Genomic DNA, 15,634 nt, shown 5'->3' with positions numbered 1-15,634 from the left:
TTCATTCTATAGCCTGTGTAGAATACCCAAGTCCTCTTCACGACGCTATGCCGTTTTTTAAAATTGACGAAATGAGCCTCTATGACCATAACGCCAAAGCCTGATTCAGTTGTTTATCGTGTGCGTGTTGCCGTACCTGTGCATCTGTACGACACTTTTGACTATACACTCACCAAAGTACAATATGAACGGGCTCAAGTAGGCTCACGCGTCGCAATTTCATTTGGACGGCAAAACCTGATTGGTATCATTACTGAAAAAGTTGACCCACAAGAATCATTTACAGGTAACTTTCAGCTTAAAGCCATTTCTGAACTTTTAGATGATGAGCCTATTTTAGATGAACAAGTTTTAAATTTATTGACATGGTCAGCACAATATTACCAATTTCCGATTGGTGAGGTGATGCAAACTGCTTTACCTGCGTTATTGCGTCAGGGCAAACCCATGGATGTGTTATTTCATTTATGGAAAATCATTCCATGTGACAATGTTGAAGCTCTGCTAAAACGCTCAATCAAACAACAAGACGCTTATCAAATTTTAAAATTACACCCTGCCGGAACTACAGAAAATATTCTTAATTTGAGTGGTGTAGAAACTGCGACACTTAAAGCACTGCAAAAGAAAGGACTGGTAGACTGTACGCTTGAGCCACATGACTTTAGCCCAGCACCCGTACAATTGGCTCAAATGCCACTCACGCTTAATGAAGACCAAAAGAAAGCAACTCAGCACGTCCTTAATGCACAGCATCAATATCAAGCGTTTTTGTTAGATGGTTTAACGGGAAGTGGTAAAACTGAAGTTTACCTGCACATCATGCATGAAGTGCTAAAGCAAGGTAAGCAAGTATTGGTGTTAGTTCCTGAAATTGGTTTAACCCCTCAAACCATTTCGCGCTTTAAGTCTCGTTTTAACTGCGACATTGCTTTATTACATTCGGGCTTAAATGACTCGAAGCGCTTACAAGCATGGCAACAGGCACAGACTGGAAAAGCCTCTATTATTTTAGGAACACGTTCAGCCATTTATACCCCGCTGCCACGTTTGGGCCTTATCATTTTAGATGAAGAGCACGATCTGTCTTATAAACAACAAGAAGGCTTTCGTTACCATGCGCGTGATGTCGCGCTTTACCGCGGACATTTACAAGGCTGTCCTGTTCTTTTAGGTTCAGCAACCCCAAGCATTGATAGCTATCACTTAGTCGAAACTGGCAAGTTAACTGCACTTCAGCTGAACCAACGTGCAGGCCATGCGCTTTTACCAAAAATGCATTTGATTGATCTTAAAATTGTCAAAAAACAGCATGGAATTAGCCAGCCTTTAATCGAGCAAATTAAAAATACCCTAGCAAGAAAAGAACAGGTTTTAATTTTTTTAAACCGACGTGGTTATGCACCTGTTCTGGTCTGTGAAAGTTGTGGTTGGCAAGCGAATTGTCCGCATTGTGATGCGCATTTTACGTTGCACACTCAGCCTTATTCTTATTTACATTGTCACCACTGCGGCACGGTTCATCGCTTGCCAGACCACTGCCCTGAATGTCAGCAGAAGAGTTTAAAAACTTTAGGTGCTGGCACAGCCAAGGTTGAAGAGCATTTACAAGAATTATTTCCAGATCATGATGTGATTCGGGTCGATCGTGACAGCACCAGCCGAGTCGGTAGCTGGCAAAAAATTTATGATCGCATTCAGCAAAATAAACCTTCGATTTTGCTTGGTACGCAAATGTTGGCAAAAGGTCACCATTTTCCGCATGTGACCTTGGTTGCTATTTTAGATATTGATGCAGGTTTATTGAGTGTCGATATACGAGCGCCAGAGCGTACTGCTCAATTGATTGTACAAGTGGCTGGTCGTGCAGGTCGTGGAGAACATAAAGGTCATGTTTATTTACAGACTTTAAGGCCAGATCACCCTTTATTGACCACGCTTATTGAAAAAGATTATCGGGCAGTCGCAAAGCAAACATTGGCTGAACGTAAAGTTGCATTACTGCCGCCTTATCGCTATGCCGTACTAATACGCGCTGAATCGAAAGATCGCGATTATACCTTGCATTTTTTAAATGAAGCTGCCGAGCAACTTCGTCAAATTGCAGGTGATATTGTTGATATCTGGGGGCCAATTCCCGCGCCAATGGAACGTAAAGCGGGACGTTACCGCGCCCATATGGTGATTTTGTCTGCTGACCGCGCTCGTCTGCATTTTTACTTAAGACAATGGTGGGCTCAGTTGGTCCATGCGCAAAGACAGCATCAACTCAGACTCTCTATTGATGTTGATCCGCAAGAATTTAGTTAGATGACTTGAATATCATGGTGTGAAGAAACCTTTTTGGCTTTACACTTAAAAAGATCAATACATTCGGGGTAATGAATGTCATTCCTACTGCAAGCAACTATTTTTCTTGGAGCTTCTCTGATTTTAGTCCCTTTGGGTAAACGCTTGGGGATTGCAACAGTTTTAGGTTATTTATTTACGGGCATACTTCTTGGCCCAAGTGTTTTAAATATTGCCCATGACCCTGAAGCCATTATGGAATTGGCTGAGTTTGGGGTCATCTTACTTATGTTCCTGATTGGCTTAGAGTTACGTCCACAGCGCTTATGGGAAATGCGTGACTCTATTTTCGTGATGGGAAGTTTGCAAGTGGTGATTACGGGCATAATTCTCATGCTCACCATATTCCTGCTATTTCAACAACACCTCGCTGCGAGCTTTGTGATTGGTTTTGCGCTTGCGCTATCTTCTACGGCTTTTGTATTACAGCTTCTGTCTGAAAAACAACAGCTCAATACGACTTATGGCCAACAATCATTTTCAATTTTACTGTTCCAAGATATTGCAGCAATACCTTTACTAGCAGTCATTCCCCTCTTGGCAGGAACCGAATCTACCCATCATGGTATTGCTTATTTTGCTGCCATCATCGCAACATTTAGTGGACTATTCCTATTTAGTCGTTATGTGATGCGTCCATTTTTTCGTTTTGTCGCAAAAAGTGGTGCGACCGAACTGATTACCGCAGTGGGGTTATTTATTATTCTCGCTGTTGTGCTACTTATGGACACTTTAGGAATTAGCACGACACTAGGCGCTTTTCTTACTGGGGTGCTTTTAGCCGACTCAGAATTTCGTCATGAACTTGAAGCAAGTATTGCTCCGTTTAAAGGGCTATTACTTGGTTTGTTCTTTATGACTGTGGGCATGACCACACAACTGTCTTTATTTATTGAAATGCCTTGGCTCATTATTGGCGGAGCGATTGGCTTACTCGTTATAAAAACCCTCGTGTTGACCGCTATTGCCCGCTATAAAAAATATAGTTGGAACAATAGCCTGCTGCTTGGAACATGTTTAGCGCAAGGTGGTGAATTTGCATTTGTCATTTTAAGCCTTGCCAAAAGTGAAAAAGTTTTGACTGATGCTTTATTAGAACCTGTTACCCTGATTGTGACGTTGTCGATGGTCCTTACCCCAGTCATTTACTGGATTATGGCAACTAAAATCATTCCTTTGTTTAATAAAGAACGCCCACCTGAATATGATGAAATTCCGCAACAAGATAATCCAATTATCATTGCTGGGTTTGGTCGCTTTGGACAAATTATTGCGCGTATTGCCCGTTTGCAGCACTTAGGCTTTACTGCCATCGACAACAACCTTCACCAAGTGGACTTTGTGCGTCGATACGGCGGTAAACTCTACTATGGAGATGTCACCCAACCTGACTTACTTCGCTCGGCAGGCATTGAAAAAGCCCAAGTATTTATTCTCGCAATAGACGATGTCGAAGACTCTATGAACGTTGCACGGCATTTAAGATTGAACTATCCACACATAAAGTTACTAGCACGTGCACGTGACCGACATCATGTACATCTATTAAGAGACTTAGGTGTTGAACATATTTGGCGTGAAACCTATTTATCATCATTAGGTATGGCTTATCGCGCTTTACGCGAACTTGGTATTTCCGATGAACAAGCCTATAACAATATCGAAATCTTTCGAGATTATGATGAGAAATTACTCATTCAGCAGCAAAGCATTTATACCGATGAACAAAAGGTTTTTGAAACTCATCGTAATGCGCTGGCTGAACTTGAACATCTCTTTGAAAGCGATGCACAGCAAGCCACATCAAGACATGACGTGAATTTAAAGCGTCATTTACAACCAAATCGTATCGACATTACACGAGATCACGAAGAATAACTTGAGATTTCGTAAAATGGCTATATTAAGGACTTATTCACATTGCCTAAATGATTGCGACAATCGGTACAAGAGTTACCGATGTCCTGCTTGCAGCCACGCTGCATTCCCTAAGCTTGATTAAACCGAAGTTGTTATAATCTGCTTAGGGCCCTGGAGAATATTATGTCTGATTTACGCCAACGCTTTTATATAGAGGACTTTCCTGTTCGCGGTGAAGTAGTTCATCTAGAAGAAGCATTACAAACTATTTTAGCTCAACGCGACTACATGCCTGCGGTTAAAATTCTACTAGGCGAGATGTTGAGCGCGACTGCATTACTTGCAAGTACTTTAAAAATCAAAGGCCGTATCAGCTTGCAAATCCAGGCTAGCGGCTCTTTTAAATGGGCTATGGCTGAATGTAACCATTTAGGCGAAGTTCGCGCTTTAGCAGACTACGAAACAGATCCACGTTTTGTTGAAGCAACTGACAGCAGTACAGTCCTTGGTGCTTTAGTTAATCCAATTTTATTTATTAACATCGAACCTGAGCATGGTGAGCGTTATCAAGGGATCGTACCTCTTGACCAAACAAATCTAGCGGGTTGTTTGATGCAGTATTATGATTTATCTGCTCAAATTCCAACTCGTATTGTATTGGCAAGTACAGCTAAACGTTCTGGTGGTTTACTCATTCAGTTATTACCTCGTCATGATGAAGAAGAGCAAAAACTGGTTGATGAAGACCTATGGCCACGTTTAACCATGCTGACTGAAACGCTCAAGCCTGAAGAACTAACTGAGCTTTCAGCGAATGAAATTTTGTATCGTCTTTATAATGAAGAAGAAGTACGCTTGCCAGAAGTTGAACACTTAAAATTTGGCTGTACTTGCTCTAAAGAGCGCTGTGCTAAAGCACTCATTCAAATTGGTGTTGATGCTGTTCATGAAACACTGGAAGCACAAAACCCGATTCAAATGGATTGCCAGTTCTGTAATACTCGTTATGAATTCACTGCCGAAGAAGCATTGGGTTTATTTGGTGAACACTTGAGTTAATCCCTTAATTTATAAAAAGGCGGTCAAACCGCCTTTTTATTTATCTATAATTTTTGATGAGAATTTTCAGCATGTTATTTTAAATCAGTTAATATGAGCTTACTTTATAACCCAATAAATAAGATGCTTATATTTCATGAATTATTTTGATTATTTTCTCTTTATTTTCAGTGTCATTATTATGATTGCGACCCCTGGCCCTGTCATGATTTTGGTGGCAAGCGCCGGACTAAAAGGCGGATATAAAAAAGCACTGGAAACCATTTTTGGTACAAATCTCGCCTCACTGGTTTTAATTTTTATTTCGGTACTCGTACTTAAAGGAGTACTCGGTATTAATGAAAGCTATTTAAATATTATTCGTGTTTTAGGTTGTCTCTATATTGGCTATTTAGGATTTAATATTCTCAAAGAAGTCATCCAAGCCCCTCATCCGGAAGCAATACAAACCGTTTCTGCCCAAAATGGTGGTTTTAAAAAAGGCTTTTTAGTGGGTATTTCAAACCCTAAAGATATTATTTTCTTTTCGGCTTTCTTTCCTCAATTTGTCTCTATTTCACCTAACCTAAATTTCAGTTTGACCCTTCTTACACTGACATGGATTGTTTTAGATTTTTTAACCCTATCTTTAGTTTATGTATTCTTCCGTCGCCTTTCTAACAGCCACTTATACCCTAAAATACTCGGCTTATGCGGCCTATTGCTTTTATTAATTGCCCTATACGGTTTATATCAAACTTTCATATAAAGAATTAGAGGCATAGTCCTAATTGACTTATGTCTCTTCCACCTAGTCTCCCATTTTTGTAAGAGAACAACTCTTATACAATCTAGCTCATTGAAAGCCTTAAAAATTGTTTCATAATGAAATAAACAACACCATCGTGATAAAACATTATGGCAAAAAATTATTATGAAGAATTAGGGGTTAAACGAGATGCCTCTGCTGATGAAATTAAAAAAGCATATCGCAAATTAGCTCGTAAATATCATCCTGATATCAGCAAAGAAAAAGATGCAGAAGAAAAGATGCAGGCGATTAATGTTGCCTACGACACCTTAAGCAATGCCGAAAAAAAGGCTGAATATGACCAAATGTTAGACCACCCACAAGGTTTCAACGGCTTTGGCCAAGGTGCAGCTCAAGGTGGATTTGATGGCGCACGCTTTTATCGTCAAGGCTTCTCAGGCGGCGGTGAACAAGCTGACTTTAGCGGTTTTGAAGACCTATTTGGTCGTTTTGGTGCAGGCTTCGGCGGTGGACAACAACAATATCAAAGACAACAACGTAGTTATCGGGGTGAAGATCAACATGCCAGCATTGAGGTCGATCTTGATATTGCCTATCATGGGTCAACACAACAGATTACCTTGCAAATTCCGACTGTGAATGTTTATGGTGAGCCTGAGGTACAGCGCAAAACCCTACAGGTGAAAATACCTAAAGGGATGAAGGAAGGCCAACAAATTCGTCTAAGCGGACAAGGACAAAGTGGCATTAATGGTGGTGCCAATGGCGATCTTTATATCGAGATTCAATATAAAGATACAAATCGTGTTCATGTAGAAGGCAGTGATGTATATTTAACTGTAGATGTAGCGCCATGGGAGGCCGCATTAGGTCAAGGTATTGAAGTAAAAACACCTGCAGGACCTTTACATGTCAATTTACCAAAAAATGCAAAACAAGGACAACAGCTACGTTTAAAAGACAAAGGGATACCAAATAAAACGCCAGGCCATCTTTATTTAATTTTAAATATTGTATTCCCACCTGTGCATTCTGAAAAAGAAAAAGAAGCCTATCAGCAATTGGCAGAAGCCTTTGCTTCATTCGAACCTCGTTCATCTCATTAGGGAGCAAGATCATGACAACCATCCATTATCGAGAAATTGTATGTGACGGCCACACCTTTAGTGCTGAAGTCGTTGATGAACAATGTACATTTGATCTGCAACAATTTGCTCAAGCCTGTGGTCAAAGCCCGGACTGGATTCTAGAGCTCATTGAGTACGATATTTTAGCGATTGATACTCCACCTGAAAAACATCAGTTTTTGGGTGAAGATGTTATTCGTGCTCGTAAAGCGTATCGTTTGCAACGTGACTTTGATGCAAGTTTGGCAGCAGTTGCGGTGATGTTAGATTTGATTGATGAAGTGCAACAACTTAGAAAACAGTTGAAGCATTTTCATTAAGATTTTTTCTTCTAAATAATCTTTAAAGTAGGTATGAACTAACGTGATGGGCGGCATGGATGCCGCCTTTTGGACTGCGGTAACATGGATGTACCGTCAGTCCAATAAAGGGGTTTTGTTACTTTTGCCCAGTCAAAAGTAAGGATATGCCTATACAAAAAATATCTAATTAATCCATATATTTGAGGCAGTACTAACAAATCAACTTTACTGATCTTTGAAAATTCCTATTACTTCAACCGAGTAATTTTCTCCACTTCCTTCAAAGTCTGCTTAATCGGCTCATATTCCAAAAACCAGAACAAATTCATACGCTCTTGGCGGTGCTGCTGAGCCAATAAATCAATAACGCTTTTCTCACCACGCCCCACTAAATGCTGTCTATAGAAGTAGTACAACAATAAAACCGTACTGAGCAACATGACACCGAGCATAATCCAGAAACCCACTGGCGACTTAAGCCCCGGAATAAACTCAAAGTTCATTCCGTAAATACCAGTTAAAAGCGTAAGTGGTGCAAATACAGCGGTAATAATGGCAAGAATACGCATATTTTCATTGGTCTGGTTTGCAATCGCTGAGAAATGCAAATCTATTGCCGATTGAATCGCACTCCGTAAGCGTAAAGTATGTTTTTGAATACGTTCTACATGACTCATTAAATCATTCAAACGAACTAACAGAAGATCTTGAGAACTATGCGTACGCTCACCAATCACATGATGATAATTTTCTACAATTTCATCCCGAAACTCTTGTAGGGTTTCGATTTGTTCTTCACACAAGTTTTCGACCTGCTGAAAGGCCATGTTTTCATGAAACAGTTGATGCCATTGTTTAAAACGACGATTGCCCTGTAATAGTTGTTGTTGCCAGTGCTCGACCCTTCTGGTTAAAGGCGAACGAATATCAAGATAACCATCCACCATGCTATTGAGCAGACGTAAACATAAATCTACAGGCGAATTAGGCAACTTACGGGTTTTATTTTGTTCTTCTAAGGTTTTACATAAAATATTTTCAAGACGCTGAATATAATTTTCAATCGACTTGTTGCCCTGCTCACGTACACTAATCAGAACTTTAGGGGTAAAAATAAAACTAATTGGCGTGGTAGCTAAGCCAAACACACTCTCATGTGTTTCTCCATTTTTAATTTCATCATCAGGTGTAACAAGCTTTTTGAAAATGAGCAGGTCATATTCTTCAAGCGTATCAAAGGCACAGGGGTGCTCGATATTGGCAATATCTCGCATATGAAATTCATTAATTGCGACATCTGAAAGCTGCTGAATTTTTTGTTGCCACTCTTCATTATGGTTAACAACGTCAGATCTCACACTATCAATCCAGAAAAATTCCAGAACATGTTCAGTGTGCTTTTCTCGGCTCAAAAAAACATAGCCATCCTTTTGATGACGATAAAAATAATAAACCTGCATACCACGTCGATCTATTTGTGTGTTACTTGCATCATGCCATAAAAAAAGCCCGCATCAAGCGGACTTTTTTAGTGAGTTAAGCAATTATGCTTGCTCAATATCTTTCATAGTCAATTTGATACGACCACGGTTGTCAACATCAGCAACTTGTACTTTCACTTCCTGACCTTCTTTAAGAACATCAGTTACGTTCGCAATACGCTCATTAGAGATTTGCGAAATATGAAGAAGACCATCAGTACCTGGCATAATGTTTACGAATGCACCAAATTCTACAATACGGATAACTTTACCGTCGTAGATTTTACCTGGTTCAACTTCAGCAGTAATCGCTTGGATTTTTGCAATTGCAGCTTTAGCAGCAGCTTTAGTTTCACCAAATACGCGAACTGTACCGTTATCTTCAATATCAATAGCAGCTTTAGTTTCTTCAGTAATTTGACGGATAGTTGCACCACCTTTACCAATTACATCACGGATTTTGTCCGGATTAATAGTAATTACTTCAAATGTTGGAGCATGCATTGAAATTTCAGGACGAGCGCGTGAAATTACTTTGTTCATTTCATTAAGGATGTGCATACGACCAGCAAATGCTTGGTTTAACGCAACTTCCATAATTTCTTCAGTAATACCTTCGATCTTGATGTCCATTTGAAGTGCAGTAATACCGTTTGCAGAACCTGCTACTTTAAAGTCCATGTCACCAAGGTGGTCTTCGTCACCTAAGATGTCTGAAAGTACCGCAAAACGATCGCCTTCTTTCACTAAGCCCATTGCGATACCCGCAACTGGCGCTTTAAGTGGAACACCTGCATCCATAAGAGATAATGACGCACCACATACAGAAGCCATTGAAGATGAACCGTTAGATTCAGTAATGTCAGATACAATACGAATAACGTATGGGAAGCGGTCAGCAGCAGGAAGAACAGCTTGAACACCACGACGTGCTAAACGACCATGACCAATTTCACGACGTTTAGGACCAGACTCACGACCTGTTTCACCTACAGAGTATGCAGGGAAGTTGTAGTGCAACATGAAGTTGTCAGTTTTAGTGCCAGAAAGCGTATCAACCATTAACGCATCACGAGTATTACCCAATGTTGTTGTTACTAACGCCTGAGTTTCACCACGTGTAAATAATGCAGAACCGTGTGCACGGTCTAATACGCCAACTTGAACGTCGATCGCACGAACAGTTTTAGTATCACGACCATCAATACGTGGCTTACCAGACAAGATGTTGTCACGTACTGTACGGTATTTAAGGTCTTCAAATAATTCGTTTACTTCGTCAGCAAGACCAGTTTCGTCATTTTCAGGAACGAACTGAGCTACAGCTTCTGCATAAAGTGCATCTAATGCTGCATAACGATCTTGTTTAACCGCAATCGTATACGCTTCAGAAATTTTAGCTTCGAAAGCTGCTTTTAATTGCTCACGAAGTGTTTCATTTTTAGCTGGAGCAACCCAAGTTGATTCCACTGCACCGGCAGCAGCAGCAAATTCTTTAATTGCTTGAATCGCGATTTGCATTTCGTCATGACCGAAAAGCACAGCACCAAGCATTTGATCTTCTGAAAGTTCTTTTGCTTCAGATTCAACCATTAATACAGCCGCTTCTGTACCAGCAACCACAAGGTCAAGGTCAGACTGAGCCATTTGTTCAAAATTCGGGTTTAAAACATATTCGCCATTAATTAAACCAACACGAGCTGCACCGATTGGGCCACGGAATGGTGTACCTGCAATTGCTAATGCAGCAGAAGTACCTAACATTGCAGCAATATCAGCTTCCATAGTTTTGTCAGAAGAAACAACTGTTGCTGTTACTTGAATTTCGTTGAAGTAACCTTCTGGGAACAATGGACGAATTGGACGGTCAATAAGACGTGAAATTAAAGTTTCAGCTTCAGAAGCACGGCCTTCACGCTTACCGTAACCACCAGGGATACGACCAGCTGCATATTGTTTTTCTTGATAGTTAACTGTTAACGGGAAAAAGTCTTGACCCGCTTTTGCTTTAGATTGAGCAACAACCGCAACTAAAACAGTTACGCCGCCCATTGTAATTAAAACTGTATTTGCTTGACGTGCAACGCGACCCGTTTCTAAAACGACTTGATGTTGACCGAACTGGAATTCTTTACGAACGATGTTAAACATTGACATGTATTGTATTTTCCTAATTTTATTCTAGTGAGACCCCTAAGGTTTGGCATTCAGACTACAACTATTGGTAGATAAATGACAAAGCTTAGAAGCCATCACACTAGACCAAAAATTTTAAATAATATTAAACGCAAAGAAGGAGCGCACAAGCGCCCCTTCTATAAATCGCCTAACGGTTGATTAGGCGAAACTTTCTTTCCAGAAACAAAGCATAGCAACATGCGATAAACCGAAAACAAAGCAAAATCGAATTAACGACGTAGACCTAAAGCATCGATCAAAGCAGTGTAACGCTCGTGGTCTTTACCATTTAAGTAGTCAAGTAATTTACGACGTTGGTTAACCATACGGATCAAACCGCGACGGCTATGGTGGTCGTGTTTGTGAGCTTTAAAGTGACCTTGTAAATCATTGATTTGAGCAGTCAATAAAGCTACTTGTACTTCTGGTGAACCAGTGTCGTTTTCAGCGCGAGCAAATTTAGCAATGATCTCTGCGCGGTCTGCATTAGTTAAAGCCATTCGATTTCTCCGAGATGCTTAAAAAATAAAATGATATGAATCAGTTGAGCGCAACTGACTGCCGTGCATCACTACAGCAAGTTGCCTATTTTAAGGTATCTATATATGGATTGCAAAATTGTTTTCAGTTACCTGTCATTTTAGACACTGACATACGCATCCGAACCCTGCACACTTGACCGTCAATAAAAAGAAAGAAACGCGAGGGACGTGTGAAAATATTTTCGACCAACACCTGTCCAGTACCAGACGATATTGGATCGGTCATTCATCACAAAGATGAGGTACCTGCTGAACAAGGTGGAATGAGTGAACGTCAGGTTCAAAAGATCTGGAAGAGTATTGAGTCGCTCTATAAAACCGGGAACTATCCGCTCATTACTTTTTGTTTACGTAGACAAGGGAAAATTTTATTAAATCGAAGCATTGGCTATGCTCAAGGGAACTCTCCAGAAGGTTTGCAAAATAATGCCCTCATCGCAACGCCGGATACTCCTGTTTGCTTATTTTCAGCATCCAAAATGATTACTGCTATGTTGATTCATCTTTTAGATGAAAAAGGTGAAATCAACTTACTTGACCCCGTCAGTTATTACATTCCTGAATATGGTGTAAATGGGAAGCGCCGTGCGACCATCTTTCATTTGTTAGCACATCGGGGAGGCATTCCTTATGTTGATGGAGAAGTCACTCCTGAACTGCTTTTTGATAAAGATGAAATTTTAAAGCGCCTATATGCAGCAAGACCTGTTTCTCCAGCAGGAAATCACCTCGCCTATCATGCAGTAACGGCAGGTTATATTTTAGGTGAAATTATTGAGCGAGTCACAGGGCAAGACCTTCGCCAATTTGTGCATGAGACCATCGAGAAGCCGATGGACATGCCTTATTTCAACTATGGTTTGAAGCCAGAGTATCGCTCCAAAGTTGCACTCAATTGTGCAACAGGTTTACATCCTCGCTTAGGAACAGATCATTATTTAAATCATGTACTAGGTGGCGGCTTACAACTCGCTGTAGATGTGACCAATGATAGCCGCTTTATGGATACCATCTGCCCTGCTGGCAACATTTATACCAGTGCCGAACAAGCTGGACGCTTCTTTGAAATGCTTTTAAGTGGAGGAAGTTACCAAGGCAAACAAATTTTAAGTGAGAAAACAATTTTTAGAGCAACTCTACCGACCACAGGAGTTAACATTGACCGAACCTTATTAATACCGATGCGTTATGCACTAGGTCCCATGCTCGGTAGCAATCCAGTAGGTTTATTTGGTCCAATGACTGGACAAGCTTTTGGTCATCTCGGCTTTTCTAATATTTTATGTTGGGCCGACCCAGAGCGAGATATTAGCGTTTCACTGTTAACCACTGGAAAGTCCGTAGTAGGCACTCACCTTCCGGCTCTAGCCAGCTTGCTCTATCAAATTTCTAGCCAATGCCCACGAATTCCTAGAGATCAGCGTCGCTCATTGTTTGGTAGCGATTCACATGAAACAGATCTAGTCTAAATCGTAATAACTTAGCGCTAAAATAAAAAACCCAAGCATTTCTGCTTGGGTTTTTGGCGCTGTAGTTCTTGTTTATCGTGTTTATCGCTGTTCTTATTGTTATGTGTGAGATGCTTTCCACATCCTTCTTCTCGTTTTACTCACTTCCGTTGTTTTTATTTCTATTTCCTTATGTGATGTATTTTGTCATATCCAATTATGAAGAAAAGTAGTATTTTTCTTATCATCATGTAAGCGAAAACGTACAGGTCTGTCTAATATTTAGCGTTTATCTGTAACAGCTAAATAACGTACGGTTCTGTATAACATTTAACTTAACAATTCACGCGAAAAATGCCCATTTAAGAATCATATTACAAATAAATATATTAATATGCTTGAGTTAAATTATTGATAATCAGAATAAGAAATAGCACGACGCAAACAAGGGGTTATTTAATTTATTTAACGTGATAAAAACTCAAAATATAAAAAAGCCCTGTAGTCTCTCCCAAAACTACAAGGCTTAGCGGCTGTAAGTTTCCTCTTTATTCACCTACTTCATTGTAAGTTCGCAGTCTCTCGACTTAAGTTGTTATTATTGTGCGATTTTGCCCGACATTCCTTGCCAAGCTCGTTGTGCGTTTATAATCTCAAAAACAGGGTATGTTCTCTAGCAGCAAATATCTCGAATCCATGTAAGCTTTTTCTTACAAGGGTAAAAATATTAAGTTTGCCTTAACGAACTAACCGATTAACTTTTTCAACTAAACCGCTTTTTCTGGTCGTACGAACTGTAAAAGATTGCAATAAAGCCTCTGGATGAACCAACAGACTGACCACTTTTTTCGCTCGTGTAATCGCAGTGTAAATTAACTCTTGGCTTAACAAATTCTTAGCGGCCTGATCGAGAACAACAGCAGTATGTGTAAATTCAGACCCTTGCGATTTGTGAATGGTTAAAGCAAATGCACTTTGAATACTTTTAGGTAATCGGTTTGCAGCAACCCACTTATTTAAACTTGGGAAATAGACTTCAAACTGTTGAGGCTGGGTTCTATGCTCAAAACATAAACCAATGTCACCATTTGAAATACCAAGCTGGTAATCGTTATAAGTCATCATGACCGGACGGCCTACATACCATCCTCCTAAAGTCACAATACCTAGCTGTTGTTGTAACCAGCGTTCGGCATATTGATTAAGTTGCTGCAAGCCAAATGGCCCATGACGAACTGCCGTTAAAATACGGTAGTCATCGAATGACTTAACGATATTTTCAATATGCTCAAGTGATCGATCATCTTGTAAATAAGCTTTTAAGCTTTGCGCATAACCTTGAAAACCCGCCATCAATTTTTGGTAGTAAGTTTCTATTGCTAGAGATGACTCTGCGGGTAAGTATTCAAGCTGAACCACATCGGGCATGTCGGCTTCTAAAGGTATTGAACGTAACTCTGAAACTTGAACAATATCGACTTCAAATTGTTGTAAAACTTGCTCATGGTTGATTTGACTGGTTTGCATTTGAATAAATCGGGCAACCTGACCAATCAAAGCCCCTTCCGCAAAACGACGGCTGGTTTGAAGGTGAACACGGTTTTCAGACAACGCCTCGATTTGCTGTAAATCTGCAAGTACTGCTCCAACATCTACTGAAGCAAGCTGGTTGGCATCGCCTAATAAAATAATTCGACAAGACTCAGGGACAGCTTCAAATAATAACGTTGCCAGATTTAAATCCAGCATAGAGGCTTCATCCACCACAATAACGTCATAAGGCAACGGCTGTTTTTGATTAAACCGTGGAGTTTGACTATGCCCCATACCTAATAACCGATGGATAGTTTGGGTACTTTGGTTTCTTAGCTCATCACTCATTAGCCCCGACTCAAGCAGTTTGGGATCATTAAACGAGTTTTGTAAGGCTTCTTGCATACGCTGTGCAGCTTTACCCGTCGGAGCAGCCATTGCCACACGAATATGCGGAATTGCCTGACTAAGCACAGCAATAATACGAGCCAGCGTATAAGTCTTACCTGTACCCGGTCCACCTGTAATAATACTTAAGCTCTGCCGAGTCACCATTTGCAAAGCAGCTTGCTGATGAGGATCAGTTAATAAGTCTAAATGCTCTTCACATGAAACAGGTTGAATTGGTTGTTGCTTTAATCGGCGAATTTGCTCAGCTAGACGTTGCTCTAGGTTCCAATATCGGTATAATGCCAACCCCTGCCCGTCGTGGACACAAGGGGCAACTTGAGACTTTGCTTGTTCAGCAGATATCACCAGTTGGCCAAGTGTTTCTCTTTGCTCTGGGCTAATCTCAATACAACTGTCACCCTGCAAGCTCGCTTCAATCAGCTGCTGCAAAAAATAAGCTGCCTCTGGAGCTTGTGTCTGTGCAGTAAACGGGGCTTGATTTAAAAAGGTACTCCAAGTCGTTAACCAGCTTAAATCGCTTTGTTCAGGGCTGTTTAGATTGTCCACACACTTATCCACCTAGTTTTCCACACGCTTGTCCACATGGTTATAGA

The 15,634-nt window shown here is 40.5% G+C and carries 11 protein-coding genes; 7 read left to right on the top strand and 4 right to left on the bottom strand.

Going from position 1 to position 15,634, the window contains the following annotated elements:
• The first annotated feature begins 81 nt into the window (after positions 1 to 81).
• From J582_RS11590 to J582_RS11565, 6 genes are all read left to right on the top strand, one after another.
• Positions 82 to 2,310, top strand: a complete 2,229-nt coding sequence (locus tag J582_RS11590; RefSeq protein WP_016803957.1) for a primosomal protein N' — start codon at positions 82 to 84, stop codon at positions 2,308 to 2,310.
• Between the two features lie 75 nt (positions 2,311 to 2,385).
• Positions 2,386 to 4,227 (top strand): monovalent cation:proton antiporter-2 (CPA2) family protein, encoded by a 1,842-nt coding sequence (locus tag J582_RS11585; RefSeq protein WP_004710778.1) that lies wholly within the window; start codon positions 2,386 to 2,388, stop codon positions 4,225 to 4,227.
• A 165-nt stretch (positions 4,228 to 4,392) separates the two neighbouring features.
• Positions 4,393 to 5,268: an Hsp33 family molecular chaperone HslO gene (locus tag J582_RS11580; RefSeq protein WP_004710781.1), complete on the top strand. Its 876-nt coding sequence runs from the start codon at positions 4,393 to 4,395 to the stop codon at positions 5,266 to 5,268.
• A 136-nt stretch (positions 5,269 to 5,404) separates the two neighbouring features.
• Entirely contained in the window at positions 5,405 to 6,016 is a 612-nt protein-coding gene (locus J582_RS11575; RefSeq protein ID WP_031981865.1) for a LysE family translocator, read from the top strand.
• 149 nt (positions 6,017 to 6,165) lie between these two features.
• Complete coding sequence (locus tag J582_RS11570) at positions 6,166 to 7,125, top strand: DnaJ C-terminal domain-containing protein (RefSeq protein ID WP_006580965.1); 960 nt, start codon at positions 6,166 to 6,168, stop codon at positions 7,123 to 7,125.
• Positions 7,126 to 7,136: 11 nt separating this feature from the next.
• Positions 7,137 to 7,466 (top strand): chaperone modulator CbpM, encoded by a 330-nt coding sequence (locus J582_RS11565; protein WP_002157040.1) that lies wholly within the window; start codon positions 7,137 to 7,139, stop codon positions 7,464 to 7,466.
• A gap of 230 nt (positions 7,467 to 7,696) precedes the next feature.
• Here the strand turns inward: J582_RS11565 and J582_RS11560 are convergent, their stop codons facing one another.
• The 3 genes from J582_RS11560 to rpsO form a co-directional block, all read right to left on the bottom strand.
• Complete coding sequence (locus J582_RS11560; protein WP_004710786.1) at positions 7,697 to 8,908, bottom strand: magnesium transporter CorA family protein; 1,212 nt, start codon at positions 8,906 to 8,908, stop codon at positions 7,697 to 7,699.
• A gap of 84 nt (positions 8,909 to 8,992) precedes the next feature.
• Positions 8,993 to 11,080, bottom strand: coding sequence for a polyribonucleotide nucleotidyltransferase (gene pnp / locus J582_RS11555; protein ID WP_170318156.1), 2,088 nt, complete (start codon positions 11,078 to 11,080; stop codon positions 8,993 to 8,995).
• Positions 11,081 to 11,337: 257 nt separating this feature from the next.
• Positions 11,338 to 11,607, bottom strand: coding sequence for a 30S ribosomal protein S15 (gene rpsO / locus J582_RS11550; protein ID WP_032047913.1), 270 nt, complete (start codon positions 11,605 to 11,607; stop codon positions 11,338 to 11,340).
• 212 nt (positions 11,608 to 11,819) lie between these two features.
• Here rpsO and J582_RS11545 point away from each other — a divergent pair, with 212 nt between their 5' ends.
• Positions 11,820 to 13,118, top strand: a complete 1,299-nt coding sequence (locus tag J582_RS11545; protein ID WP_004710788.1) for a serine hydrolase domain-containing protein — start codon at positions 11,820 to 11,822, stop codon at positions 13,116 to 13,118.
• A gap of 717 nt (positions 13,119 to 13,835) precedes the next feature.
• On the opposite strand, the gene recD is transcribed toward J582_RS11545, so the two are convergent.
• Positions 13,836 to 15,587 (bottom strand): exodeoxyribonuclease V subunit alpha, encoded by a 1,752-nt coding sequence (recD, locus tag J582_RS11540; RefSeq protein ID WP_032047912.1) that lies wholly within the window; start codon positions 15,585 to 15,587, stop codon positions 13,836 to 13,838.
• Positions 15,588 to 15,634 lie beyond the last annotated feature (47 nt).

Origin of the sequence: Acinetobacter sp. 1566109 (genome assembly GCF_000582255.1) — a bacterium.
Lineage (GTDB): Bacteria > Pseudomonadota > Gammaproteobacteria > Pseudomonadales > Moraxellaceae > Acinetobacter > Acinetobacter nosocomialis.
Note: the sequence above shows the minus strand (reverse complement) of the source record. Positions and strands in the feature narration are given on the sequence as shown.